Source organism: Streptomyces rubrogriseus (genome assembly GCF_027947575.1).
Lineage (GTDB): Bacteria > Actinomycetota > Actinomycetes > Streptomycetales > Streptomycetaceae > Streptomyces > Streptomyces rubrogriseus.
Genome location: NZ_CP116256.1, coordinates 2859028 through 2881111, shown reverse-complemented (window position 1 = coordinate 2881111; position 22084 = coordinate 2859028). Strand labels below are relative to the sequence as shown.

Genomic DNA, 22084 nt, shown 5'->3' with positions numbered 1-22084 from the left:
ACGTCCCTGACAAGGGTCGGTGACCGAATCGTTTCCTGGGCGGCATTAGGGTGACTGCTCATGTGGCCAGGACAGCAGCCGCCCGGGGGCGAGCAGAACCCGCAGAACAATCCGTACCAGCAGCCGGGGTACCAGCAGCCGAATCCGTATCAGCAGCCGGGCTACCAGCAGCAGCCCGGCGCGTACGGCCAGCAGCAGTGGAGCACGCCGCAGCCGGCCACCGTTCCGCAGCCGGCCACGGGCGGCGGTGGCGGAGGTGGCGGCAACCGGACGAAGCTGGTCGCGATCGTCGCGTCGCTCGCCGTGGTCGTGGCCGCGGGCGTCACCGGCTTCCTGGTGCTCGGTGGTGACAAGGACGACAAGGCGGACGACGGCAAGGACAAGAAGACGTCCGCGAGCCCGACCGTGGAGAAGTCCGAGTCCCCCACCGCCGACCCGAGCGCGTCGGGCTCCGACGAGAACCCGCGCGGGGGCGAGGGCGCGAAGGCCACCGTCGACGGCTGGAAGGTCGTCGCCAACCCGCGCTTCGGCACCATGTTCGACGTGCCCGCGGACTGGGAGATCGACAGCACCGACACCAGCGTCGGCTTCGAGTGGGAGGAGGACGGGAAGACCGACCGCACCACGGTCACCGCTCCGGCCTACCTGAAGTCCGAGTGGTGCACGACCGACGAGAACAAGGACGGCCGCAAGGAGACCACCGCCCTCGCCACCACGGGCACCCGCGGCGAGAGCGGCGCCAAGACCACCGACCAGGCGGCCGAGACACGGGTGCCGTGGTGGATCTACGGCGGTTACACCGAGCCGGACAAGAAGAGCGTGAAGTACGGCAAGCCGAAGCCGTACACCACCGCTTCGGGCATCAAGGGGAGTGTCATCACGGCGCACTCGGAGGGCGCTCCCAAGAAGGGCAAGTGCGACACCGAGGGCAAGGCGATCACCTTCGCGTTCAAGAACGGCGCGGGCGACTTCGTCACCTGGAACCTCTACGGCCCCAAGGGCGTCAAGGAGGAGATCCCGGAGGCGACGGTCCAGAAGATCCTCGCCACCGTGCGCCTCACCGAGGAACCGCCGACCGAGTCCTAGGCACACCGGCCGGTCGCGTCGCTCAGCCGATGCCGAACGCCCCGGCCGGCGGCTCGGGCGACGGTACGGCGTCCTCGTCCCGCACCGGACGGGCGTCGCCGACGAAGTCCCGCAGGGCGGGCCCGTGCTCGACCCTGGCCGGGAAGGCGTCGGCGGCGGTGCGCCGGGCCAGCGCCGCGGTGTCCAGCGGCCGGTGCGCGGCGACGAGCACCGCGTTGCCGAAGCGGCGCCCGCGCAGCACCCCCGGTTCGGCGATCAGCGCCAGTTCCTCGAAGAAGGCGGCGAATCCGGCCAGTTGACCGCGCAGGAAGCCGAACGGCGCCCCGTCGGCCAGGTTGGCCACGTAGACGCCGTCGGCGCGCAGGACCCGGGCCGCCTCGCGCACATAGCCGAGGGACGTCAGGTGCGCGGGCACGCGTGAGCCCCCGAAGACGTCGGCGACCAGTACGTCGGCCGAGTCCGCGGGGGCGGCCGCCAGCCAGGCGCGGGCATCGGCACCGTGGGCGGTGATGCCCGCGCCCGGCGACAGCGGCAGGTGCTCGGCGACCAGGTCGAGCAGCCCCCGGTCGGCCTCCACGACGTCCTGCCGCGAGCCGGGCCGGGTCGCGGCCACGTACCGGGGCAGGGTGAACGCGCCGCCGCCCAGGTGCAGGACGTCCAGCGCGCGCCCCGGCTCGGCGACCGTGTCCAGGACGTGGCCGAGCCGGCGCGTGTACTCGAACTCCAGGTGCGCCGGCTCGTCCAGGTCGACGTACGACTGCGGCGCCCCGTCCACGGTGAGCAGCCAGGCCCGTGCCCGGTCGACGTCGGGCATGAGCTTGGCGGTGCCGTGGTCGGTGACCCGGCTGACGGGTATGGCTTCGTTCACCCGCCCATTGTGCCGGTGCCCGGCGGACCGCCCGCTCCACCGCGCACACCCCGCCGCGCTCGCCCCAGCGCGCTCACCCAGCGCGCTCACTCCACCGCGGTCACGGTCCCCGCCCCCACGGTGCGGCCGCCCTCGCGGATCGCGAAGCCGAGCCCCGTCTCCAGCGGCATGTCCCGCCCCAGCTCGACCGTCATGGTGACGGTGTCCCCGGGCCGGGCGACGGCCTCCTCGCCGAGGTCCACGTCGCCGACCACGTCCGCGGTGCGGATGTAGAACTGCGGCCGGTATCCGGTGGTGAGCGGCGTGGAGCGGCCGCCCTCGCGCGCCGGGAGCACGTACACCCGGGCCCGGAAACGCCGCGCCGGGACGACGCTGCCGGGTGCGGCGACCACCTGCCCGCGGCGCACCGTGTCGCGGGCGACCCCGCGCAGCAGCAGCGCCACGTTGTCCCCGGCCTGTGCCTCCTCCATCGGCTTGCCGAAGGTCTCCAGGCCGGTGACGACCGTCTCGACGGACGCGCCGAGCACCTCGATCCGGTCGCCGACGCGCACGGTGCCGCGCTCGACGGCGCCGGTGACGACGGTGCCGCGACCGGTGATGGTGAGCACGTTCTCCACCGGCAGCAGGAACGGCGCGTCCAGGTACCGCTCGGGCATGGGCACGTACGTGTCCACGGCGTCGAGCAGCGCCTCGACGGAGGCCGTCCACCGCGGGTCGCCCGCCAGGGCCTTCAGCCCCGAGACCCGTACGACGGGCACGGCGTCGCCGCCGTAGCCGTGCGCGGTGAGCAGTTCGCGTACCTCCAGCTCGACCAGGTCGGTCAGCTCCTCGTCACCCGCGTCGGCCTTGTTGAGCGCGACCACGATGTGGTCGACGCCCACCTGCCGGGCGAGCAGCACGTGTTCGGCGGTCTGCGGCATGATCCCGTCCAGCGCGGAGACGACGAGGATCGCCCCGTCGAGCTGGGCGGCGCCGGTGACCATGTTCTTGACGTAGTCGGCGTGGCCGGGCATGTCGACGTGGGCGTAGTGCCGGGTGTCGGTCTCGTACTCGACGTGCGCGATGTTGATCGTGATGCCGCGCGCCGCCTCCTCGGGGGCACGGTCGATGCGGTCGAAGGAAACGTACTGGGTGGTGCCGCCGGCCCCGCGCTCGGCGAGGACCTTGGTGATGGCGGCGGTCAGGGTGGTCTTGCCGTGGTCGACATGGCCCATCGTGCCGATGTTCAGATGCGGTTTGGTGCGGACGTACGCCGTCTTGGACATGGCGGTACCTCGAAGCCTCGTGGCGGTGGTGGGGACCCCTGGGGCCGGCCGACCCTCCCCCTGCGGGGTCCGCCGGACGATCCGGGGAGGGTCAGCTTCGGGCGCCGTCGACTGCGGCGGTGAAGTGGGCGACGGCAGCCTTCGGGGCATCCGCGACCGCGGATGCTGCGAGGTGGAAGGCGTACCGGAACATGAGGCAGATCATCGCCGACGCTTCGTCGCACGTCGAATGGTTTTTGATGGAACGGCAGTTCGAGAGCGGTACCGGTCCCGGTCCGGCGCTACGGGCCGATGGTCCGCAGTGCCTCCCGCGCGGACAGCGGCGCGAGGCGCGCGCGGTGCTCGGCCACGAAGGCGCGCACGGTGTCCGGGTCGGTCTTGGCGTACTCGCGCAGGCACCAGCCGACGGCCTTGCGGACGAAGAAGTCGCCGTGGCCGGACTGGCGCAGGCAGTACCCGAAGAGGCGGTCGGTGTCGGTGCGTTCCTTGTACCGCAGCTGGTGGAGGAGGGCCGCGCGGACCAGCCAGCGGTCCTCGTCCTCGATCCAGGCGTCCATGTCGGCCGTGAGGCCGCGGTCGGCGGTGACCAGGCCCCCCACGACGTGTGCGGCGAGCAGGTCGACCGTGTCCCACCAGGGGACCGTGGTGAGCAGGTACCGCACCACGGGCAGGAATCCGGACGAGCAGTGCGTCACATACCGGCGCAGGTAGTCGACGGCGAAGTAGTGGTACTCGCGCTCGGGCAGCCGCCAGCAGCGCAGCGCGACCGCGGTGCAGTCCGACTCTTCCGGGCGGGGCACCCCCGCCAGCACGGTGCGGGACAGGGAGCGGCGAACGGGCGAGGTCATGCCCAGGAACGGCGCCACGTCCTTCATGTACGCCCGGAGCCCGACGGCCCGCCCCGGGTCGGCCGCTGACGGGTATTCGAGGGTGATCCGCTCCAGTACCGTGTCGGCGAGGGTGCTCGGCGGCGCGTCCGGAATCGGCCGGGCTGTGACGCTCATGAGACGCACCATACGGCGATCACACACATTTGTCGGTTAGTGTCACCGGATGCTCGATGCCACCACCCGCTCTGGGGGCACCGCCACGGTCTCTCCCCGGACCGCCGCCGCCGAACTCGCCGTCGCCGCCGCAGGACCGGTCGCTCCGACCGGCTTCGCCGCGCGTGTGACGAGAGTGCTGCTGTCGCCGTGGTCCCGGCTCTCCCTGCTCGTCGCCCTGCTGGCCTCGGCCGCGACGACGGTGGTGCTGTTCCAGCCGCAGCAGTTGCTGACGAACGGCTGGCCGCCTCAGCTCGGGGGCGCCGCGGCGGCCGTCGCGTACGCGGTGGCGTACGGGCTGTGCACGGTCGCCTTCGTGCCGCGTCCGCTGCTCAACCTGGCGGCCGGCGCGCTGTTCGGCTCGCAGCTGGGGCTGGCCTCCGCGCTGGCGGGGACGGTGCTCGGTGCCGGGGTCGCCTTCTGCCTCGGCCGGGTCCTCGGCCAGGAGGCGCTGCGCCCGCTGCTGCGGGGCAAGTGGCTGAAGGCCGCGGACGGGCAGCTGAGCCGGCACGGTTTCCGGACGATGCTGGCGATGCGGCTGTTCCCGGGGGTGCCCTTCGCGGCGTCCAACTACTGCGCGGCCGTGTCCCGCATGGGTCTGCTCCCCTTCCTGCTGGCGACGGGGCTCGGTTCGATCCCCAACACCGCCGCCTACGTCGTCGCGGGCGCCCGTGCCTCGACGCCGACCTCCCCCGCCTTCCTGATCGCGCTGGCCTGCATCGCCCTGCCGGGGCTCGCGGGCGCGGTGGTGGCCTGGCGCAAGCGGCACCGGCTGAGCGCGCGCTGAGCTGATGGTCGACGAGGCCCGCTCGCGAAGACCTCGTCGACCTCGAAGAGGTCGATGCCGTCGAGGGAGAGCGACAGCGGGCCCGCTCACCCCCGTCGTCCGGGGTTCATTTCGGGGCGCTACGCTGCCCCACGGCACGCCAGGTCCCGATCACCGCACGCGACGGTTCGGCGTGTCCGCCGACCGTTCCCCGCCGTTCTCCGATCGCCACTTGGACTGACGCAACTCCATGTCTTGGTTTGAATCCCTCGTCCTCGGACTCGTCCAGGGACTGACCGAGTTCCTCCCCGTGTCCTCCAGCGCGCACCTGCGGCTGACCGCGGCGTTCTCCGGCTGGCACGACCCGGGCGCGGCCTTCACGGCGATCACGCAGATCGGCACCGAGGCCGCGGTGCTCATCTACTTCCGCAAGGACATCGGGCGGATCATCGCGGCGTGGACGCGCTCCCTCACCGACAAGTCGATGCGCCACGACCCCGACGCGCGCATGGGCTGGCTGGTGATCGTCGGCTCGATCCCGATCGGCGTGCTCGGCCTGACGCTGAAGGACCAGATCGAGGGCCCCTTCCGCGACCTGCGGATCACCGCGACGATGCTGATCGTCGTCGGCGTGATCATCGGCATCGCCGACCGGATGGCCGCCCGGGACGAGAAGGGCGGCCGGCACCGCGCTCCCCAGCAGCGCAAGGAGCTGGAGAACCTGGGCGTGCGGGACGGCCTGATCTACGGCCTGTGCCAGGCGGCGGCCCTCATCCCCGGCGTCTCGCGCTCCGGCGCGACGATCAGCGGCGGCCTCTTCATGGGCTACCGGCGCGAGGCGGCCGCCCGGTACTCGTTCCTGCTCGCGATCCCCGCGGTGCTCGCCTCCGGCGTCTTCGAGCTGAAGGACGCGATGGAGAGCGACCACGTCTCCTGGGGACCGACGCTCTTCGCCACGGTCATCGCCTTCGCCACCGGGTACGTGGTCATCGCCTGGTTCATGAAGTTCATCTCCACCAAGAGCTTCATGCCGTTCGTCTGGTACCGCATCGCGCTCGGCGTCGTCATCATTGTGCTGGTCAGCGTGGGTGTGCTGAGTCCTCATGCGGCCGAGTCGGCGCACTAGCCAGGGTTGTAGGTGCAGGTTTGCGAGTGCCTATTGGCATGGAGGGCAGCGTAGATTCTCGCGGAATCGCGTAGAGGATTGGAGCGATTTGCGGCCCGGTTCTCCCACTGTTCTCCCACGGCAAGGGTGGAGAATCGAACACCGCCCTCCGGGAGCGCCTACTTGGGAGGTAGGGCCAGCGATCCCGGAGGGCGGCTTCAAGGCCGGCGACCACTGGGGGTAGTCGCGGGCCGATCTTGGCGGAAGTCCCGAGTGGGTAGCTCGGTGCCTTGCGGCTGAGGACTTCCGGAGGGTGAGCGCCGTCCTGTCAGCGGGCGGCGCGTAACTGGTGTCGGTGGGCGTGGCGGCTCGTGGGTTACCTCCTGAGGGTTAGCGGGTGAACTGTGCTGATGCCCGTCGGCCGAAGACGAACGCACTCGATTGGGCGAGTTCACCCGAAGAGGTGAACAGGCGTTCGAGTGCACTGGAGCACGTCTAGCCCTGCGTGTGTGCACTCCTTCGCAGGGCGGCGGTCGGGGCTCTGCGGCAACCGCAGCCACCTGAATGCTGCGGGTGCCGAAGTCTCTCTGTTCAGTTGCCGTGCGCCTGCCTGGGCTGGCGCGCCTGGGCTGGATATATCCAGCTTGCCATCCGCCTCATAGCGTCTGACTCCACGTCATGATCGTCAGGGGTTCGGATGGCAGAGGATGCGCGGTATCGGCGTATCGCTGCTGACATCCGGCGCCGTATCGCCGCAGGCGAGTGGCGGCCGGGTCAGGATCTGCCGTCGCGTGCCGAGCTAGCTGCCGAACTCGGCGTAAACCCTCAAACCGTTCGCCTCGCCTATGTGCATCTGCGCCGTCAGGGCGTTTTGGCGGGCGAGGAGCGCCGGGCCGTGTATGTGGCGCATCCTCCAGCTATGCGCACTCTCACGGATGCGGACGCCGCCTGGCCGTTCTCCAGCGAGACCACCGATACCCGCCCGCGGCCCGCCACGGTGGAATTGGCTGCCCGTCTTGGCGTCGACGTGGGTGCGTCCTTGCGGCACGAGACGGTGGAGTGCCTGGACCCTGGGGGCAGGTCGGCGATGCTGGTGTCGTCCTGGTGGCGCGGCCGGCGTCAGTCGCACGTCTCGTACACGGCGGAGCTGGGGTGTGTGGAGTTGGCGGAGGAGCAGGCGCACGCGTTGGGTCTGCTGGTGGACACGTTGGCGTTCCGTGTCGTCCGCACTCGCTTCGACCATTCCGGTCGCCCCCTGGAGACTGCTGACCTCATCCTGCCGATGGATCGGTGGCTGATCCGTCTAGCGTCCGGCATGTAGCCGCCCGCCCCGTGCTGCCCGACTGTGCATATGCCGGAACCCAGAGTAAAGCTCAGTTTTGTTGAAGAGGGAAGCGTGTCCACTGAACATTTCTCAACGATGTAAACGCGCCCCGTGCGAAACGATCACCGCAGGTCAAGCGTTGGCCAAACGTTCCGGCAGTCGACCCCGATCCACCCGCGTCTACTGACCCGCCACGCAGCCCGCTACACCTCGAGCCATCGCAGGACGGCTGCGGCTTGCCGGCCGAGGGCCGCGACATGGGTCGCCGCGGACAGCAGGCCGAGCCCCATCGTTTCGGCCAGCACCGCCCCCGTATCGACGAGGAGCCGGTCGGCGGCGTACCAGTCGCGAGACCGTGCCGTGAGACCCGTCTGCCGATGCCGCACCTGCTGGTCGAGGTCGGCGAGGAGGCGGCGCAGTTCGTCGTTGAGCTGCTGGCATTGGCCGATGGTAGGGAGGATGCCGGTTGCGGCTGCGGCATCGTCGAGTAACTGCTGGACGTCCCGTTCCTGAATGGTGGGGTGGTCCGTAGGGTTGGTCATCGTCGACGCTCCCAGGGTGTCGGCCAGCCCCGGGGTCGGTCGCACGGCCGCCGGGGCACTGCATGCAATTGCAGGGTACCGCTGCCTACTGCTCTATACCGCTACATGGAGCAGCACGCCGCTACCTGCGGAGGCGTGGCGCGGTAGGCCTCTCTACGTTCCACTCATGGGTGATCAGGAGCCTGTCGTCGACCCGACCCGGCCCGTGTATGCGTGGCAGCAGGTCGCGGACTGGATTGCGCGCCGCATTGAAGCCGGTGAGCTGCGGCCGGGCGCCCGCCTGGAGGGCGAGCGGGAGATGGCCGAACAGGCCGGAGTAGCCGTGGGCACCATTCGGCGAGCCGTAGAGGATCTGCGGCAGCGAGGGCTTGTGGTGACGTTGCCCGCGAAGGGCACGTACATTGCCGACCGCTCCGCCGATTCGTAGCCGCCTGTCAGACCGTCGCCGTAGGATCGTGGGCATGCCGCCTTCCTCTTCGCCGCACCCCGGGCTGCGGTCTGCTGCGGCCGTGGATGCGGAGATCCGCGTCCTGTTGGAGGCGACCGGGGGCTGGTTGTGGGGGCCGACGCGGGCCCGGTATGAGGAGCTGCGGGACGAGTGGGTGGCCGCCGTCCGCGACGAGATCACCACAGCGGCGTAGAGTGCACGACGAAGCCCCGGCCACTTTCCCTGGCCGGGGCTTCACTCACCGATCCTGCTGCGATCTGTTAGCGCCATCCAGTGCCGGTGACGGGCGACCAACTCGCCGCTGGCTCCTCGCCCCGGAGGGGATCGAAGCGCCGACGGAGCGTCCACTCGTGGCCGCACTCCGGATCCGTGCAGACCGCGCGAGCGCGGATGGGGTCGCCTCGCTGGAACTCCATGTACTGGACGGCGGGTCGAACCGTGCCGTCGTCGTCCACGAGGGCGAGCCCCCAGTCGACAACTCCGGAGACGTCTTCAACGACGCTGACTTGCCCAGCACACTTCGTGCAACGGAGAGGTCGGCTAGCCACAGGCGCCTCCATCACTCATCCTCCACGTTCCACCACGCGTTGACGTTGTTGGAGAGGTGAACGTCGAGCACCTCGTCAGCCCACTTCCCCTGCTCGTCTTCGCTCATCTGGTCCCAGTTGTCAGGCAGCGGCACCGTGTCCTCGTCACTCAGGCCGCCCATCTCGACGCCAACCTTCAGGACTTTCGCCATCTCTACTCCCAGCTAGAGGGTGGTTAACCACCCCAATATTCGCACCCCCTAGACGGGTGGTCAACCACCCGGGCATGATTGCCGCATGGCGAATCAACACCGGGAGAAGCTGCGCGGCGTGCGCGGAGTCGACGACCAACTCTGGACCGACTTCGGCGACGCCACGGCACGCGTGGACAGCGACCGGTCAGCAGAGATCCGCCGCTTCATGGAGTGGTACGTCCGCCGCGACAGTGCCGAGCACCCGCGACGGCCAGCCCCACCCGAGCCACCCGCCGACGCCACGTAGGATCCCCGGGTGGCACACACCTTCGAAGATCTTGTGAACTTGGAGCGGCTGGCCGAGGAAGCGCACGCCGCCTACACCGCCAACCCCGACGCCGACACCCGCGCCGCATGGCGAGACGCCGCCGACACCTTCCAGGCCGCCGTCGTCGAGCACGCGGCAGCCGAAGGGACGAGCCGGTACGAGGTGGAGATGGCGGCGAAGAAAGCCGTCCGACACCCGGAGGTCGACGCGGCCTGACAGCAGCAGGCCCCGTCTGCGTGACCAGACGGGGCCGCTTCAGCTCAGCCACTACAAACCCGCGCTTGCTAGTGCCAGCAACGGATCAGACCAGTCTACGAGGGGTCGCTGACAGTGCCGGGGCGTCGCGTCGACAGCACGTACACGCCCGGCTCGCCATGCGGGTCACGCGGTGCGGGCAGCAGGTGGGCGGGGATCTGATTGCCGTGGCGGCGCATCACCTGACGGCGGGCGCGAGCAGCAGACGGGAACGGGCGGACGCTCATAGCCGACAGCATGGCAGCAGATCAGGCAGGGTCTGGCCACTCCGTCAACGTCTCCCCCGTCCCCTCATCCACGAGGGTGACGCGGGCTCCCAGCCGGCTGCCGTGCTCGCCGATCCACGACGTGTACTTGCCGCGGGCCACCATCTCGTCGTCCCACCAGCCCTGGAGCAGCGGCTCGCCGTCGATGGTGACGGTTACCCGGTAGCGGCCGGCAGTCATGCGAGCTTCATGCGCGTCGTCATGCAGGTCATCATGCGAGCCGGATTCCGCGCGGCTGGTGGGGCTCGCGGACGATGGCGCCCTTCGTTTCCAGCTCGCGCAGCTGGTAGTGGACGGATGACCAGGACCGCATGCCGACCTGGTCGGCGATCTCGGCGACGGTAGGGGCGACACCGTCGTCGGTGATGACCTGGCGGATGACGCGGAGGATCTGCTCCTGCCGTGGGGTGAGGTAGTCGACGCGGTATCTGCCCATACCTTGATGGGAGCACGTGTTCGATTTTTGGGGCAAGCTGGAGGCGTGACCGACCTGCCGCCTGACCTGCCGCGACTCCGCACCCTGGAGACGTGGCTCGCCCTCACCCTCGACCAAGTGCGGGCCGCCATCAGGATCGCCGAGCAGCGGGAAGCCGAACGGCAGCGCGGCATCCAAGACCGGCCGAAGCCACCCGACTGGCTGCTGGAGCTGGGCCTCAACCCGGACAGCCCGCCCGTCCAGGTGCACGTCGGCGACTGCTGGAACGAGGGCAAGCGCACCCGCGGCATCAGCCTCGACGAAGCCCGCCGCGCCATCACCGAAGGCGTCAAGCCGTGCGACGTGTGCCGGCCCGACAGTGCGCTCGGCTTCCTCGAGAGCTAGGCCGACTTCCGCGGCTTCCGGGCCGTCTTCTTCGCCGCGGTCTTCTTCGCCGGCTTCTTCACGGCCCGCTTCTTCGGCATCTCGTGCACGTCCGCGTGCTCGGCGTTCTCGCCGCGGGACTCCTTGGCCTTCGACACGGACTGCTGGAGGGCGGCCATGAGGTCGACGATCTGCCCCGACTCTGCGGCAGGCTCCGGCGCGGCCGGCGGTTCGCGATGCTCGCGCTTCGCCTCGATCAGCTCCGCCACGGCCTCGGTGTACGTGTCGCGGAACTCCGGAGCGTCGAGGTCGTCGCGGGTCATGGTGTCCATGAGGGCGAGCGCCCCCTCGATCTCCTCGTCGGTGAGCTCCACCGGCGGCGGCAGGAGCGGCGACGGGTCGCGGATCTCGTCGGGCCAGCGCATCGCGTGCAGGACGATCGCCTCGTCGCGGACGCGGAGCAGACCCAACCGTTCCCGGCCGGACCAGGCGTACCGGGCCACCGCCACCCGCAACGACCTCTCCAAGGCCTGGCGGAGCAGCTTGTACGGCTTCGCGGCGACCTGCCCGTCCGGGGCGAGGTAGTAGCCGTCGCCGATGCGGATCGGGTCGATCGACTCCCACGGCATGAACGCGACGATCTCGATCGCCTTGGCCGTTGGCAGTGGCAGGTCCCGCAGTTCCTCGTCGGAGATGGGCACGATCTGGTCGCGGGCGATCTCGTAGCCCTTGCCGATCTCGTCGGTGCGGACCTCGCGGTCCTCCAGCTCGCACACCTTCCGGGTCCGCACCCGGGCCATGTCCTCCAGGTGCACCCGGTGGAAGTGGATGCTGTGGTCCTCGGTGGCCGACACGACGTGGATGGGGACCGTGACCAAACCGAAGCTGATGGCGCCGGACCAGATAGTGCGGGGCATGACGAACCTCCGAGACAGCCCCGAGCACAGCCAGCCTACGAGTGGGCACGGCGCCCCGCATGCGCGGCGGCAGCATCCCGCCCACCCTGAACCCATGAATGATCACCCCGTCGTCATCTACCCGCCCGACCCCGACGGCGGCCGACGCGTCCGCATCAACGGGCGATTCGTCGGCATCGCCTACACGACCACCGACGTCGCCGCCTTCATCCAAGAGGCCGGGCTCCAGTCCTTCGACGACATGGACGTCGTCCGGTCGGCAGGCATCGAGTGGCAGGGCGGTGGCCCCGACGAGTGGGAGCAGTAGGGGCCGCTGACAGTGCCACCAGGCAAAATACCCTCATGCCGATCACGATGCAGAGCTACAGCTTCACCTGGACCGACCCCGACGGCACCCCGCGGGCCTCCGCCGTCGCCTACGACCGAATCAGCGCCGACCGGCGGCGGAAGGAACTGGAGGCGGCCGGGGCCACCGACATCGACGAGGTGGCCGTCAAGCCCGGGGAACTGCTGACGGCGAAGGGGTGATCCCGTGACCTCTTCGGTGTCCGCCCCGTTGCCGTCACCGTGAAGTCATTCCAGGAAGCGGTTGCCGAACCCACCGACGACGAGGGCGTTTACTCCCTGTACCTGACCGGCGCTCAGGCTTGGGCGACGTTGCGCGCGTTGGAGCAGGCTCCGACCGACGACGTGGACGTGGCTACGGCGCGGTCCAGGCTGGCCCGACTGCTGCATGCGCCGCCAAACAGGTGACGGACCCGCCGGAGCCCGTACCGCGGCGGGGGTGCACGCGTTGGCCGGGGCATGGAACCTGGGGATGAGGAACTGTCGGCGCTGCTGGACGAGGGTGGGGACCTGCTGCCGCTGCTTACGGTCGGTGAAGCGCGGGCGTTGCACTACGTGGCGCATCTACTCGGGTCGGGAGATGCGGCGGGCGCGGAAGCTGCGCGCGAGATGGAGATGCGGCTGGAGCGCCGGCTGGGTGTGATGTACCCGGGGCAAGCTGTCCGACCCAAGACAGCGCTCTACAACACCTGACCACGCGAGTGCCCTCCCCCACGTCTCAGGGGAGGACACTCGGAGTCTGGCCGTCGCGCCACGGTGGCAGCACCGAAACCACGACCACTGAGCACCGCTCGCTGCGCGTCAGCGCTTACGGCCCGCCCGGCTATCACCGACACCATCTCGGGCGCCCCGGTTTCCCGCAAGCAGACGAGCGTGACCACCACCAGAATGTCAGAGCAGGCAGCTGCTCAGCAGTCCTTTGCCATCACGCGGACCAGCTCGACCAGCGCAGTCTGCTGAGGCTCCGGCAGAGCGCCCACCATGCGGAGCAGGTCAGCCGCCTCACCCGACGCCTCCCAGTCCACGCGAACGCCAAAGAACTGCGCGGCGGCAGCCTCGCGCAGCCGTGCCGGCTCCAGCCTGAGAGCCGCGGCCAGTGCATCCAGAGCGTCGGTGGACGGCGCGTTGATCGGAGCCCCCGTCTCCAGGCGGTGCAGCCAGCCCGACGACACCGCCGCGGCCCCGCCAAACTCCTGACACGCAGCGGCCAGGGACTGGTACGACAAGCCGACCTCGCGCCGTCGACTGCCCACCAAGCTGCGCAACTCGTCACCCACAGCAGCATCCTTCCAGCAGGTAGCCCCGTCGCGACGGGGGATGCGCGACGGGGCCGAGGCCAGTTTGGCACGGCCGGTGACAGGACGGGCGTCTTCCGTCTACCGTGTCTGGGCGGCCTGCCTCGTTCGCAGCGACCCCTCGGGGCGTGGGGAGTAACCCCTCGGCAGGCCGCACCTACATGGGGAGGCGCCATGAGCGACACATGGTGGGGCTAGACCCCGACGGACAGCAGAACGCCCCCGCAGCCGACTGGCCGCGGGGGCGTTGCCGTGGTCAGGCGGCAGGTCGCTGGCCATGCACCTCCAGGTAGGCAATCGCCTGCTTCAGCCTGTCTACGGAGTCCTTGGCATTGCCCAACAGCAGGTTGCAGTGGTGGCACAGGAGGGCGCGTATCTTGCCCGTCGCGTGATCGTGGTCCACGTGCATCCTCCGGTCTGTCTCCGGCTTCTCCCCGCAAAGGGCACAGAGGTGACCTTGCTCCGCCAGCATCTCGTTGTACCGAACCAGGGTGATGCCGTAGAGGCGGCGGAGGCTCTGGTCGAAGACCCGATCCTTCCCTGCGCCGTTGCTGTTCTTGTAGCGCTCCCTGTCCTTCGCGCGACGACAGACCTTGCAGTAGCTGTCGCGCTTGTAGAGGCTCCAGCGGAACTCGGTCCCGACCTTTGTCTCGCGGCAGATGCTGCACACGTAGTCCCGCTGCTTGAGCACCTCGATGGCCGCTTGGTCGCTTGGGGTTGTCACAGCCCGATGTCCTCCGATGCGGCGTCGGTCCACTTGTCGGCTTCGCGGATGTAGCCCCAGAAGGCAGGGCTGTTCTCGGCGTGGCCGGACTGTTCGCGGATCTTCTCTTCGCGCTTCCCGGCCCGCCGGCTGGTGGTGATGAACCCGGCCCGCATCGAGTGGCCGGTGAGCCGGACGGAGAGGCCAGCGCGTTCGGCGTTGCGGGCGATGATCTCCCGGACCGCTTCCGGGCTGAGGGCGCGGTCGCCGAGGCGGCCGTGGACGGTGATGGGCAGGAAGGCGGGCCCAGTGGAGATTCCTGCGGCGGCACGCCAGGTGAGCCAGGCGCGGACGGGGCAGGTGTCGGGGTTCTTGCCGTAGCCGACGACGACGTCCCGTGGCGGGCGGCCCTTCACGGCGGGGACGTGGACTTCGAGTCCTTGGCTGACGTGGACGATCGCCTCGGCGCGGAGCGCGGCGACTTCGGCGGAGCGGCCAGCGATGGCGAAGGCCATGAGCCAGAGGGCGCGGTCGCGTAGTCCGGTGAGTCCGTCGGCGACGGCAGCGTTCATCTGCCGGAGTTGTTCGGGGGTGACGGCGGCGGCCTTGCCCCTGCCGCGCGCTTGCCGTTCGGGATCGTTCTTCAGCGGCTTGAGCGCTTGCCGCGCGGCGACGGTGGCGGCCTTCGGGACCTCTACCCCGTGTTCGTTCCGGGCGGTGACGGTGACGCCGGTGATCCTGCGGTCGATGCTGTTGGGTGCGGCGAGCTTGATGGTGTCGAGCCAGACGACGAAGCCGACGAGCGTGCCCTTGGTGACGTTGGTCGACGCGATGCGGTGCCCGGTGCGCTCCCCCAGCCAGTCGTGGAACGCCTCCCACAGCGCCCAGTCGTTGGCGTATCCGCGTTTGGTGTTGTGGGGGCGGATGGCGTCGAGGTGCTTCTCGGCTGCCTCTTCCATGGCGGCCAGGACGGCGAGCGTCGCAGCGTCGTAGGCGGCAGGGAGGGCGTCCGGCTGATGCTGGACAAGGGCGGTCACGGTCCCGCCTCGACTGACGGCAGGTTCACCAGCTCGATGCGGTCCAAGAGTTCCTGCCCCGAGTCCTGGCGCACCCAATCGGTCAGCGGCTCGACGGGCAGCTGGGTGCCGTGCTTCAGCTCGGCGGTCGTGAGCCACAGGAGAAGCGTCGCCTTGCCGATGGGGCTCTTGTGAACCTTGGGCGGCTTCAGGTCTGCCAGGAAGGGGTGTTGCTGGATGAACGCGTCAGTACACGCGTCGGCGGCGCGCGGCGCCTGCCACCACGCGAGCTTCTCGCCGGTCATGTACTGGAAGATCTCGTCGAGTGCCGCGCCAGGGCTGGGAGTGCGGCGTGTGAGCATCAGGCCCGTGGTGACAGACAGGATGTCCGCCAGAGGGAAGACGCGAGCCGTATCGGGTGCCGTGTTCGAGTCATCAGCCATGCCTAATTGTACCGTTTTTTCGCCCGCGATATGGCATGTTATCGAGAGTCCACCCCCGACCAATCACCAGCACCGCTGCGGGCGTTATGCGCTATGCGACGGATCGACCTCGCACCCCTCGCAGCGCCGGGCGGTGCCGACGTCCACGCCGGGCGTTCGCGCCGATCGAAAGAGAGCCTGGAGGGAGGAAACCTGCTCCGGGGCGAAGCGTGGGGCGGCGGCTGCACTGCGGCGAGCCTCCCTGGCGGCGGCCGGCCCGAGCCGGGCTTCGGCGCAGCGGATGCAGAAGTAGTCGGTCACCACTAGTGAACGAGACGGGCAGTGAGGCGACACAGTGCGCCCGTTTGGATGGGACGCCTATGTCACAGACCGGTAACCCGCCCTCACAGTTCCCTCACATCTGCTCTACCGTGTTCCAACGTTCAACCTTGGGGGGACCATGTCGTTCAATCAGCCGCCGCCTGAGCAGCCGCCGGTCCCGGGGCAGCCGCCGATGCCTCCGCAGCCGCCGTCGGCGGGCCCGAAGTGGGCGCGGAAGCGGATCGTGATCCCGGCCGCGGTGTTCACTCTGTTCGTCGGCGTCGGTATCGGCGCCGCGGGTGGTAGTGAGACGGAGAAGACGAGCGCGGACGCGAAGCCGCAGCCGACGGTCACCGTCACGGAGACCGCAGCCGCGGCGAAGCCGGCGAAGGACGAGTCGAAGCCGGCGCCCACGGTCACCGTGACGAAGACGGTGAAGCCGAAGGCCGATGACAAGCCCGCCGATCCGCCCGCCGCCGAGGAGGCGGACGCTCCGTCGGGTGAGGTGGTGTTCAAGGTGTGGGGGTCGGCGCCGTCCGGTGTGGACATCAACTACGGCTCCGACAGTGACAGCCGCTCCGGTAAGGGGCTGCCGTTCGAGAAGACGCTGAAGCTTGACGACGAAGCGCTCTGGTACCAGGTCAACGCGCAACTGATGGGCGGTGGCGACATCAACTGCTCGGTGACCGTCGACGGCGAGACAAAGAAGGGCCACGCGTCCGGGGACTACAACATCTGCTCGGCGCAGCTCAACGGCGACTTCCTCGGCGGCTGGGGCTGATCGGCGTGCGCGGACGAGCGACTGCGGCTACGGCCATCCTGCTCCTGGCGGCCCTCACTGCGTGCGGCGGCGGGGACGACGACAAGCCGGCGGAGAAGCCCAGCACGTCCGCTCCTGGGGAGCCGACGTCGAGTGGCGATCCGACGGGAGGCGGCGAGCCTAGCGGTGGGTCCACAGGCGCCTCGGAGGGCGGCGAGGGCCTGGCGCTGGGGAAGTCAGCCCAGACGGCGGGCGACGGCGGAACCGGCGTCCTGGAGATCACCCCGGACACGGTCGTCTTCGCCAAGGATGCCTCTGGGGAGACCGCCACGAACGGGGTGTTCGCCGTGGTCACCATGAAGGACCGGGCGACGGCTGACGTCGCCGCCGACGAGCCGGCGCCGATCAGCGGCGGCGGCTGGACATGGATGGCCCCGGACGGCGAGATGATCGGCTGGGACAGCGGCAACTCGACGAACGTGACACTGGACAAGTACAACGGTGCCGACCCAGTACAGCCGGGCGCCTACCAGTGGCGGGCCCAAGTCTTCGACCTGACACCCGAGCAGGCGAAGGGCGGCACGCTGATCTACATCGACGGTGAGAACAAGGCGCACCGCTGGCAGATGCCGTCCACGGACTCCGGCCCGAACGTCGCCGAGGTGAAGAAGCAGCTCGCGCCCTGAGCGCGACGAAGCGCCCCGCCCTCCGTGTGGAGGGCGGGGCGTTGTCATGCGGGCTCGTCGGGCATGTACCCGTCGGGCAGGTCGGGGTAGACCGGTTCCTGGAACGGCTGGGTGGCGGGTTCGGGTATGGGCTGCGGGTCGATGCGGCCCATCTGCTCGAGCGAACGGGCATCCGCGGCGCCCGGATCCTGCCGGGGCTGGAGGGGGATCGGGTCAGGCATGCTCAGACTCCAGTTCGGTTGTACTCGTCGACGCGGGCAGGTGGCGCCGGAGGTTCGATGCCATTGCGGCGCATCTGCGTCGTCAAGTCCAGGACGTAGCCGGCGAAGCTCCGCACCAGGGATCTCATCGATCTCGTCTCCGTGCGGAGTTCCTCGATCTCTTCCTGCATGTCGCTGCGGATCGCTTGAAAGGCTGCCAAGTCTGCGGCCCGCTGGTTGGGTTCGGCCGCCGCTTGTGCCGCCGCCGTATTCGCCCGAGCGGTGGCCTGGGCGGCTCGGGTCGTGGCGCGGGCGGTGAACGAGACGCCCACGAGTGTGAGCACCGACCCGAGGACCGTGACGACGATGGCTGCCGTGTTCATGCGGCCTTGCCTCTCCGGGCAGGCCTCGGTGCGCGGGGGACCGAGTACTCGGGGACCGTGGCCGCCCACAGGATGACCCCCACGTGGGAGGTGAGATACCAGAGTGCGACGTAGGCGCCGCGGGAGTAGTAGCCGCTGATGACGGCGGTCGTGTAGGCGGTTGCCCACACCGTGGGGGGAATCAGGGCGACAGCGAAACCGATCCTGTCGCGTCCGATCCGGAGGAACGCGGAGCCGACGGTGACGAGTCCGGCGACGATCCACAGCCACGCCCAGTGCCGGAGGCTGCACGCGTCGGTGAGCAGTTTCAGTCCGTGGTCTGCGGGCGGGTCGAAGAGGAAGGACAGGCCCCAGCAGGTTTTGCCGGTGCCGAGGATGAGGAGGAAGCAGCCGCGGCGGCCCAGCGTCTTGTACAGCCGCCGGGCCGCACGGCACGGCATCAGACCGCCCGCGGGGGTTCGGCCGTCGCCGGGGTACTCGGGCTGGACGGGACGACCTGGCCGCGGGTGAGGAGGGCGAGTCCGGCGAGGACGACGGCGTTGAGAGCGCCGATCTTCTCCGGTGACAGGTCGAGGCCGTAGGCGGCGAGGAGTGCGGCGACCGCGGCGACGAGTCCGGTGAACGCCGACGGGGCGATGGGTCGGGTGATGAGGGCGGTAGCCACGGCGAAGACGGCGGAGATGACGGCGACGATGGCACCCGCCTGCTCCGCCGACAGGCCGAACCCGAACGTGACCAGCAGGGACAGGCCTGCAGACAGTGTGGCGATGATGAGGGCAGGCTCTCTGCCGAAGATCTTCATGGGTCAGTCCTTGAGGCGGGTGGCGAGGGTGTCGGCGATGGACTGCGCCAGCGCCGGATGGGCGGCGACCGCGGAGGCGATCGCCGCGACCTGGTCGTCGGTGAGGGGCTGCCGCTCCACGCCGTCGACCTTGGCCGTGAGCGCGTCGACCTTCTCGGCGACGGCCCGGACGGAGCCGTTGGTGCCGCGCACGTAGGCGAGTACGTCGGCGGGGTCCGGCTTGCCGTCGGGGAGCTTGCCGTGGAAACCCCAGACGTCTCCTGCATCCATGTCTTCCTCCTGAGGGGGGTTGGGGGTGGTCGGCTTCGTCGGAGCCGTGCTGCCGGGGCTCCACGAGGCGGGGTGCTTCAGCCGCTCGGCGACGCGCGAGCGGATACCGGCGTGCCCGGGGTAGCCGGGGCCGCGGGGGTCGACCTTGCCGGGCTGCCACTCGGCGTGCGCGATCGCGGAGATGGCGCCAGCACCGTTCTTGTTCCAGCCGTGGGCCCGGAGCAGGGCCGCCGCCGCGCGCACCATCGCGTCGACCTGGACGGCGGGCCAGGGGTCCTTGTTGTCGCCGAGGTTCTCGCACTCGAAGCCGTAGAAGTGCCGGTTGCCGTCGGTGTTCGCCTCGTTGTCCGGCGGCAGGGCGTGCTCGTTGATGACGGCCTGGAGGACGTCGTCGTCGCCGAGCCCGGCATGGTTGGCGCGGCCGTAGCCGACCACGTGGATGTGGCCCTGCTTGCAGATGACGCCGTGGCAGAGCGGGCCGGGCAGGGTGCTGTGTCCGGTGCGGCAGATTTCGATCGTGCGGTCGTGGCCGGACGTCACGGTGTGGTGCAGCAGGACACCGTGGACGGGGCCCCAGGCGCCCTTGTGGTTGCGGTTGTGGTCTGCCGGGGACCTCCCGTCGGTCTTGTGCTCGATGACGGTCAAGCCCTCGGCGCGGAGTACGCGGAGGAACGTCGCGTAGGGCAGCGGTGCGGCCATCAGGCCTCCAGAGATGCGGAACGCCCCGGCCAAACCAGGCGGGGCGACGGGTAGTGAGGCGGGTTAGACGGCTTCGTACTGGCCGACGACGGACAGGCGGTCGCCTGATCCCCACGTGAACGGCGACAGGGAGTCGACGACGCCGCCGTTGGCGACGTTGCCGTTAGACGGGCCAGAACCGATGTACAAGTTCAGGAAGCCAGCCGAGTTGATGAGGGCCGGCCCGGACACGGCCCGGGTGAGCGACCCGACGAACAGGTGGCAGGTGCCCACGGTGATGGAGGTGACGTTCGGGGTCTTGGGGAGGGAGAACCTCCAGTTGTCGCCCGTCGTCACGCCGGCCCCGAAGTTCGTGGTGGAGCCGAACTCGACCCACATGTTGAAGAAGACTGCGGGTCCGAGCTGCATGAACTTGCAGCGCACGTCCGCGTTTCCGAAGATCGGCAGGTGCTGGCCGGTGTCCGTGGACCAGGTCGGTGTCCACGACTGCATGCCCGCCGTAGCGGTTACGGCGATCAGCCACTGGGTGCCGTCGTAGACGGTGAGCTGCTTCGTGTCGTTCAGCCACGCCTGCATGCCCGCAACCGGCGCCGTCAGGGTGGCGTTGCGGGCCGACGCCGACGCGAAGCGCATCGCCGACCGTTCGACGATCGCGTTGGCGATGTTGCTGGCGAGAGTCTCAGCGTTCGGCGCGTCGGCCAGGGACGCGATCTGTACACCCTGCCCGTATCGATCCGTGGTGGGCACAAGCGCCCCCTTTCTACTTGAGCCGGTAGCGGCCAAACACGTCGTACTCCGCGTATTTGTTGCCGGTGGTGGGGAGGGTCCCGCTGAAGTCCCCGAGCTGGATCGCGCCGTTGGTGGAGATCGTCATCGCGCCGAAGTAGCCGATCGCGACCTGCACGGCGGCCCTCACGCCAGCCGCCGGCTGGGCCTCCAGCGGCAGCGTCGCAACGGTCGTACCGGAGGTGAGCGTCCCCGACATCTGCGCGAGGCCGCACAGGCTGGCAGTACCGTCACCCCACAGCCGGTAGGCGGGCGCGTAGTAGGAGGCGTTCGCGGTCCAGCCACCGGCGAGTGGCAGCGTCGTCCAGGCCGGGGTGGTCGAAGTGAGGCGGCCGTGCGCCAGCCAGTTCCCCATCGAGGACTGGGAGATGACGATGACGTCGCCGACAGCAGGTGCGAGGTAGGACTGCAGGCAGCGGATCGCGGGGATCTCGTCGGCCGCGACCGTGCCGTCCGTGCCGACTGCGGTCACGACGGCCTGCCGCCAGTCGGCGCCGCGCACGGACGGGGCCTGCTCCCCCACCCGCTGGGCCTGCTGTTTCAGCGCCCACGCGAGGTCGCGGTGCACGCTCACGAGTCTTCCTTCGCGGAGATGGTAGAGATCGGAAAGTCGCCGCCCTCGTCGAGGGGCACCGTGAACGAGGCCGCCTGGTGGAGTTCGCGGCTGCCGTCCGGGTGCACGATCCGCAGCACATCGCCCGGCTCCAGCGCCGGGTTCGGCAGGGAGGAAATGTCGCCGGTGGCGTTCGGGGCTCTGGCGGCGGCCAGCTTCAGGCGTGCCGCGGCCTGGCAGGCGCCGGTCGTGGTAAGCGTCGACGAGCTGTAGAACATCGGCCTGCGTCCGAACGGGCCGCCCCAGTAGGTGGGGCTGCCCGGATCGTCGTCGGTGATCAGCGCCGACACCGGCGGAATGTTCTCGCTGGTGTTTTCGCCGCGGGCCAGGACGCCGTTGTGGACGCGGTCGGAGGCCATGCCGCGGGAGGCGGTGATGTAGGTGCCGCCCTCTTCGGCTGCGATCTCCCAGGCTGGGATGGTGGTGAGCAGGTCGGGGAGGATGGCGACGGTGAACTGGCCGTCGGCGGTGGCGTACACCTCGGCGCCTGCTGCTGCGGCGATCTCCTGGCAGGCCGCCCACGGATCGCCTTCAACGTCGAAGACCCGCCGCCCGATCGCCGCATCAGAGATCGCCGCGATGATTTCGGCGTCTGGCAGGGACCGCTGTACCAGGGCGGTGATGGCGCCGAGTACGGTGCCGGAGGCTGTCCACGGCGTCGTGAACTTGTCGTCGGCGATGCACGCGGACAGGTCTTTGCCCTGGAGACTGACCGGGCCTTCGCTGACGTCTCCTTCGACGCTGTCGAGTCGGAACACGCCGACCGGCACCAGCTCTTGGCTGCCGTCCCCGTACTCGACTCCGCGGGCCACCCGCAGTCGGGCGCCGTAGGTGGCTAGCTGATCCGACGGGGTTCGCGGGATCAGGGCCGGGTCGGGCACGGTGACGGTGCAGGTGCGGCGGATCGCCTGCCCGCGGTCAACGGTGACGCTGCCGCCCGTGTGCTCCAAGTCGACGACGCTGCCGTCCGTGAGGAACAGCGTCACTTCGGTGGCGACACGGTGGGATTCGGCGAGCCGGGCGAGGAACCGGTCAGAGACGGGATACATC

The 22084-nt window shown here is 69.7% G+C and carries 34 protein-coding genes; 14 read left to right on the top strand and 20 right to left on the bottom strand.

All coding sequences use genetic code 11. The features are described 5' to 3' along the window. Positions 1–60 precede the first annotated feature (60 nt). Positions 61–1086: a hypothetical protein gene (locus Sru02f_RS13175; protein ID WP_109030206.1), complete on the top strand. Its 1026-nt coding sequence runs from the start codon at positions 61–63 to the stop codon at positions 1084–1086. Between the two features lie 22 nt (positions 1087–1108). On the opposite strand, the gene Sru02f_RS13170 is transcribed toward Sru02f_RS13175, so the two are convergent. From Sru02f_RS13170 to Sru02f_RS13160, 3 genes are all read right to left on the bottom strand, one after another. After that, positions 1109–1954 (bottom strand): spermidine synthase, encoded by an 846-nt coding sequence (locus Sru02f_RS13170; RefSeq protein ID WP_109030205.1) that lies wholly within the window; start codon positions 1952–1954, stop codon positions 1109–1111. 86 nt (positions 1955–2040) lie between these two features. Beyond that, on the bottom strand, positions 2041–3219 hold the full coding sequence (gene tuf, locus Sru02f_RS13165; protein WP_109030204.1) for an elongation factor Tu: 1179 nt from the start codon (positions 3217–3219) through the stop codon (positions 2041–2043). A gap of 281 nt (positions 3220–3500) precedes the next feature. Further along, positions 3501–4223, bottom strand: coding sequence for a DNA alkylation repair protein (locus Sru02f_RS13160; protein ID WP_109031399.1), 723 nt, complete (start codon positions 4221–4223; stop codon positions 3501–3503). A gap of 49 nt (positions 4224–4272) precedes the next feature. Here Sru02f_RS13160 and Sru02f_RS13155 point away from each other — a divergent pair, with 49 nt between their 5' ends. The 3 genes from Sru02f_RS13155 (at position 4273) to Sru02f_RS13145 (ending at position 7454) form a co-directional block, all read left to right on the top strand. Next, complete coding sequence (locus Sru02f_RS13155) at positions 4273–5049, top strand: TVP38/TMEM64 family protein (RefSeq protein ID WP_109030203.1); 777 nt, start codon at positions 4273–4275, stop codon at positions 5047–5049. A 229-nt stretch (positions 5050–5278) separates the two neighbouring features. Further along, positions 5279–6154, top strand: coding sequence for an undecaprenyl-diphosphate phosphatase (locus Sru02f_RS13150; protein WP_109030202.1), 876 nt, complete (start codon positions 5279–5281; stop codon positions 6152–6154). 676 nt (positions 6155–6830) lie between these two features. Further along, positions 6831–7454: a GntR family transcriptional regulator gene (locus Sru02f_RS13145; RefSeq protein WP_109030201.1), complete on the top strand. Its 624-nt coding sequence runs from the start codon at positions 6831–6833 to the stop codon at positions 7452–7454. 206 nt (positions 7455–7660) lie between these two features. Here the strand turns inward: Sru02f_RS13145 and Sru02f_RS13140 are convergent, their stop codons facing one another. Then, positions 7661–7999 carry a DUF6415 family natural product biosynthesis protein gene (locus tag Sru02f_RS13140; protein ID WP_109030200.1) on the bottom strand — a complete coding sequence of 113 codons (339 nt, stop codon included), beginning with the start codon at positions 7997–7999 and terminating at the stop codon, positions 7661–7663. Positions 8000–8165: 166 nt separating this feature from the next. Between Sru02f_RS13140 and Sru02f_RS13135 the strand changes: the two genes are divergently transcribed. Both Sru02f_RS13135 and Sru02f_RS13130 read left to right on the top strand, forming a co-directional pair. Next, the gene (locus Sru02f_RS13135; RefSeq protein ID WP_109030199.1) at positions 8166–8426 is read left to right on the top strand and encodes a GntR family transcriptional regulator; all 261 of its coding nucleotides are present in this window, start codon (positions 8166–8168) and stop codon (positions 8424–8426) included. Between the two features lie 34 nt (positions 8427–8460). Beyond that, entirely contained in the window at positions 8461–8640 is a 180-nt protein-coding gene (locus tag Sru02f_RS13130; protein ID WP_109030198.1) for a hypothetical protein, read from the top strand. Between the two features lie 366 nt (positions 8641–9006). Here Sru02f_RS13130 and Sru02f_RS13125 read toward each other — a convergent pair whose 3' ends face one another. Next, positions 9007–9186, bottom strand: a complete 180-nt coding sequence (locus Sru02f_RS13125; protein ID WP_109030196.1) for a DUF7167 family protein — start codon at positions 9184–9186, stop codon at positions 9007–9009. An 85-nt stretch (positions 9187–9271) separates the two neighbouring features. Between Sru02f_RS13125 and Sru02f_RS13120 the strand changes: the two genes are divergently transcribed. Both Sru02f_RS13120 and Sru02f_RS13115 read left to right on the top strand, forming a co-directional pair. Then, the gene (locus tag Sru02f_RS13120) at positions 9272–9475 is read left to right on the top strand and encodes a hypothetical protein (RefSeq protein ID WP_109030195.1); all 204 of its coding nucleotides are present in this window, start codon (positions 9272–9274) and stop codon (positions 9473–9475) included. Between the two features lie 9 nt (positions 9476–9484). After that, positions 9485–9712 (top strand): hypothetical protein, encoded by a 228-nt coding sequence (locus tag Sru02f_RS13115; protein WP_109030194.1) that lies wholly within the window; start codon positions 9485–9487, stop codon positions 9710–9712. Between the two features lie 287 nt (positions 9713–9999). On the opposite strand, the gene Sru02f_RS13110 is transcribed toward Sru02f_RS13115, so the two are convergent. Continuing rightward, positions 10000–10197 (bottom strand): hypothetical protein, encoded by a 198-nt coding sequence (locus tag Sru02f_RS13110; protein WP_109030193.1) that lies wholly within the window; start codon positions 10195–10197, stop codon positions 10000–10002. A 31-nt stretch (positions 10198–10228) separates the two neighbouring features. Continuing rightward, complete coding sequence (locus Sru02f_RS13105) at positions 10229–10453, bottom strand: LexA family protein (RefSeq protein ID WP_109030192.1); 225 nt, start codon at positions 10451–10453, stop codon at positions 10229–10231. Between the two features lie 45 nt (positions 10454–10498). On the opposite strand from Sru02f_RS13105, the gene Sru02f_RS13100 reads away from it, so the two are divergent. Beyond that, positions 10499–10837 (top strand): DUF6233 domain-containing protein, encoded by a 339-nt coding sequence (locus Sru02f_RS13100; RefSeq protein WP_109030191.1) that lies wholly within the window; start codon positions 10499–10501, stop codon positions 10835–10837. Here Sru02f_RS13100 and ku read toward each other — a convergent pair. Continuing rightward, a complete protein-coding gene (gene ku / locus Sru02f_RS13095) occupies positions 10834–11733 on the bottom strand; it encodes a non-homologous end joining protein Ku (protein ID WP_109030190.1) in 900 nt (299 codons plus the stop codon). The two genes, Sru02f_RS13100 and ku, sit on opposite strands and share 4 nt — an antisense overlap. Positions 11734–11827: 94 nt before the next feature. On the opposite strand from ku, the gene Sru02f_RS13090 reads away from it, so the two are divergent. From Sru02f_RS13090 to Sru02f_RS13080, 3 genes are all read left to right on the top strand, one after another. Then, a complete protein-coding gene (locus Sru02f_RS13090; RefSeq protein WP_109030189.1) occupies positions 11828–12040 on the top strand; it encodes a hypothetical protein in 213 nt (70 codons plus the stop codon). 35 nt (positions 12041–12075) lie between these two features. Continuing rightward, positions 12076–12261 (top strand): hypothetical protein, encoded by a 186-nt coding sequence (locus tag Sru02f_RS13085; RefSeq protein ID WP_109030188.1) that lies wholly within the window; start codon positions 12076–12078, stop codon positions 12259–12261. 276 nt (positions 12262–12537) lie between these two features. After that, the gene (locus Sru02f_RS13080) at positions 12538–12771 is read left to right on the top strand and encodes a hypothetical protein (protein ID WP_109030186.1); all 234 of its coding nucleotides are present in this window, start codon (positions 12538–12540) and stop codon (positions 12769–12771) included. A 215-nt stretch (positions 12772–12986) separates the two neighbouring features. Here the strand turns inward: Sru02f_RS13080 and Sru02f_RS13075 are convergent, their stop codons facing one another. The 4 genes from Sru02f_RS13075 to Sru02f_RS13060 form a co-directional block, all read right to left on the bottom strand. Beyond that, the gene (locus Sru02f_RS13075) at positions 12987–13355 is read right to left on the bottom strand and encodes a helix-turn-helix domain-containing protein (protein ID WP_159107504.1); all 369 of its coding nucleotides are present in this window, start codon (positions 13353–13355) and stop codon (positions 12987–12989) included. A 274-nt stretch (positions 13356–13629) separates the two neighbouring features. Beyond that, on the bottom strand, positions 13630–14097 hold the full coding sequence (locus tag Sru02f_RS13070) for an endonuclease VII domain-containing protein (RefSeq protein ID WP_109030184.1): 468 nt from the start codon (positions 14095–14097) through the stop codon (positions 13630–13632). Then, positions 14094–15113: a tyrosine-type recombinase/integrase gene (locus tag Sru02f_RS13065; protein WP_109030183.1), complete on the bottom strand. Its 1020-nt coding sequence runs from the start codon at positions 15111–15113 to the stop codon at positions 14094–14096. Before Sru02f_RS13065 ends, Sru02f_RS13070 begins: the two co-directional genes overlap by 4 nt. Then, positions 15110–15535, bottom strand: a complete 426-nt coding sequence (locus Sru02f_RS13060) for a DUF7736 domain-containing protein (RefSeq protein ID WP_109030182.1) — start codon at positions 15533–15535, stop codon at positions 15110–15112. Before Sru02f_RS13060 ends, Sru02f_RS13065 begins: the two co-directional genes overlap by 4 nt. A gap of 439 nt (positions 15536–15974) precedes the next feature. Between Sru02f_RS13060 and Sru02f_RS13055 the strand changes: the two genes are divergently transcribed. Beyond that, a complete protein-coding gene (locus Sru02f_RS13055; protein ID WP_373103453.1) occupies positions 15975–16616 on the top strand; it encodes a hypothetical protein in 642 nt (213 codons plus the stop codon). A 5-nt stretch (positions 16617–16621) separates the two neighbouring features. Beyond that, the gene (locus Sru02f_RS13050) at positions 16622–17281 is read left to right on the top strand and encodes a hypothetical protein (RefSeq protein ID WP_109030181.1); all 660 of its coding nucleotides are present in this window, start codon (positions 16622–16624) and stop codon (positions 17279–17281) included. A gap of 44 nt (positions 17282–17325) precedes the next feature. On the opposite strand, the gene Sru02f_RS13045 is transcribed toward Sru02f_RS13050, so the two are convergent. The 8 genes from Sru02f_RS13045 to Sru02f_RS13010 all read right to left on the bottom strand — a co-directional run bounded on the left by Sru02f_RS13045 (position 17326) and on the right by Sru02f_RS13010 (position 22083). Next, positions 17326–17502 carry a hypothetical protein gene (locus tag Sru02f_RS13045; RefSeq protein WP_159107503.1) on the bottom strand — a complete coding sequence of 59 codons (177 nt, stop codon included), beginning with the start codon at positions 17500–17502 and terminating at the stop codon, positions 17326–17328. Positions 17503–17504: 2 nt separating this feature from the next. Continuing rightward, positions 17505–17864 (bottom strand): hypothetical protein, encoded by a 360-nt coding sequence (locus Sru02f_RS13040; protein WP_109030180.1) that lies wholly within the window; start codon positions 17862–17864, stop codon positions 17505–17507. Beyond that, positions 17861–18304: a hypothetical protein gene (locus Sru02f_RS13035; protein WP_109030179.1), complete on the bottom strand. Its 444-nt coding sequence runs from the start codon at positions 18302–18304 to the stop codon at positions 17861–17863. Before Sru02f_RS13035 ends, Sru02f_RS13040 begins: the two co-directional genes overlap by 4 nt. Further along, positions 18304–18666: a hypothetical protein gene (locus Sru02f_RS13030; protein WP_109030178.1), complete on the bottom strand. Its 363-nt coding sequence runs from the start codon at positions 18664–18666 to the stop codon at positions 18304–18306. The genes Sru02f_RS13035 and Sru02f_RS13030 overlap by 1 nt, the downstream gene beginning before the upstream one ends. Positions 18667–18669: 3 nt before the next feature. After that, complete coding sequence (locus Sru02f_RS13025; protein ID WP_109030177.1) at positions 18670–19635, bottom strand: peptidoglycan recognition protein family protein; 966 nt, start codon at positions 19633–19635, stop codon at positions 18670–18672. Between the two features lie 63 nt (positions 19636–19698). Then, entirely contained in the window at positions 19699–20382 is a 684-nt protein-coding gene (locus Sru02f_RS13020; protein WP_109030176.1) for a hypothetical protein, read from the bottom strand. 13 nt (positions 20383–20395) lie between these two features. Further along, positions 20396–20995 (bottom strand): hypothetical protein, encoded by a 600-nt coding sequence (locus Sru02f_RS13015; protein ID WP_109030175.1) that lies wholly within the window; start codon positions 20993–20995, stop codon positions 20396–20398. Then, positions 20992–22083, bottom strand: a complete 1092-nt coding sequence (locus Sru02f_RS13010) for a DUF5047 domain-containing protein (protein WP_109030174.1) — start codon at positions 22081–22083, stop codon at positions 20992–20994. Before Sru02f_RS13010 ends, Sru02f_RS13015 begins: the two co-directional genes overlap by 4 nt. Position 22084 lies beyond the last annotated feature (1 nt).

Bases quoted from the DNA above. Each gene is read 5' to 3' on its own strand.
- Sru02f_RS13140 (WP_109030200.1), bottom strand. From the start codon at position 7,999: ATGACCAACCCTACGGACCACCCCACCATTCAGGAACGGGACGTCCAG.
- Sru02f_RS13160 (WP_109031399.1), bottom strand. From the start codon at position 4,223: ATGAGCGTCACAGCCCGGCCGATTCCGGACGCGCCGCCGAGCACCCTC.
- Sru02f_RS13090 (WP_109030189.1), top strand. From the start codon at position 11,828: ATGAATGATCACCCCGTCGTCATCTACCCGCCCGACCCCGACGGCGGC.
- Sru02f_RS13040 (WP_109030180.1), bottom strand. From the start codon at position 17,864: ATGAACACGGCAGCCATCGTCGTCACGGTCCTCGGGTCGGTGCTCACA.
- Sru02f_RS13125 (WP_109030196.1), bottom strand. From the start codon at position 9,186: ATGGCGAAAGTCCTGAAGGTTGGCGTCGAGATGGGCGGCCTGAGTGAC.
- Sru02f_RS13045 (WP_159107503.1), bottom strand. From the start codon at position 17,502: ATGCCTGACCCGATCCCCCTCCAGCCCCGGCAGGATCCGGGCGCCGCG.
- Sru02f_RS13150 (WP_109030202.1), top strand. From the start codon at position 5,279: ATGTCTTGGTTTGAATCCCTCGTCCTCGGACTCGTCCAGGGACTGACC.
- Sru02f_RS13130 (WP_109030198.1), top strand. From the start codon at position 8,461: ATGCCGCCTTCCTCTTCGCCGCACCCCGGGCTGCGGTCTGCTGCGGCC.
- Sru02f_RS13025 (WP_109030177.1), bottom strand. From the start codon at position 19,635: ATGGCCGCACCGCTGCCCTACGCGACGTTCCTCCGCGTACTCCGCGCC.
- Sru02f_RS13085 (WP_109030188.1), top strand. From the start codon at position 12,076: ATGCCGATCACGATGCAGAGCTACAGCTTCACCTGGACCGACCCCGAC.
- Sru02f_RS13120 (WP_109030195.1), top strand. From the start codon at position 9,272: ATGGCGAATCAACACCGGGAGAAGCTGCGCGGCGTGCGCGGAGTCGAC.
- Sru02f_RS13135 (WP_109030199.1), top strand. From the start codon at position 8,166: ATGGGTGATCAGGAGCCTGTCGTCGACCCGACCCGGCCCGTGTATGCG.
- Sru02f_RS13055 (WP_373103453.1), top strand. From the start codon at position 15,975: ATGTCGTTCAATCAGCCGCCGCCTGAGCAGCCGCCGGTCCCGGGGCAG.
- ku (WP_109030190.1), bottom strand. From the start codon at position 11,733: ATGCCCCGCACTATCTGGTCCGGCGCCATCAGCTTCGGTTTGGTCACG.
- Sru02f_RS13145 (WP_109030201.1), top strand. From the start codon at position 6,831: ATGGCAGAGGATGCGCGGTATCGGCGTATCGCTGCTGACATCCGGCGC.
- Sru02f_RS13035 (WP_109030179.1), bottom strand. From the start codon at position 18,304: ATGCCGTGCCGTGCGGCCCGGCGGCTGTACAAGACGCTGGGCCGCCGC.
- Sru02f_RS13175 (WP_109030206.1), top strand. From the start codon at position 61: ATGTGGCCAGGACAGCAGCCGCCCGGGGGCGAGCAGAACCCGCAGAAC.
- Sru02f_RS13060 (WP_109030182.1), bottom strand. From the start codon at position 15,535: ATGGCTGATGACTCGAACACGGCACCCGATACGGCTCGCGTCTTCCCT.
- Sru02f_RS13110 (WP_109030193.1), bottom strand. From the start codon at position 10,197: ATGACTGCCGGCCGCTACCGGGTAACCGTCACCATCGACGGCGAGCCG.
- Sru02f_RS13080 (WP_109030186.1), top strand. From the start codon at position 12,538: ATGGAACCTGGGGATGAGGAACTGTCGGCGCTGCTGGACGAGGGTGGG.
- Sru02f_RS13105 (WP_109030192.1), bottom strand. From the start codon at position 10,453: ATGGGCAGATACCGCGTCGACTACCTCACCCCACGGCAGGAGCAGATC.
- Sru02f_RS13030 (WP_109030178.1), bottom strand. From the start codon at position 18,666: ATGAAGATCTTCGGCAGAGAGCCTGCCCTCATCATCGCCACACTGTCT.
- Sru02f_RS13010 (WP_109030174.1), bottom strand. From the start codon at position 22,083: ATGTATCCCGTCTCTGACCGGTTCCTCGCCCGGCTCGCCGAATCCCAC.
- tuf (WP_109030204.1), bottom strand. From the start codon at position 3,219: ATGTCCAAGACGGCGTACGTCCGCACCAAACCGCATCTGAACATCGGC.
- Sru02f_RS13155 (WP_109030203.1), top strand. From the start codon at position 4,273: ATGCTCGATGCCACCACCCGCTCTGGGGGCACCGCCACGGTCTCTCCC.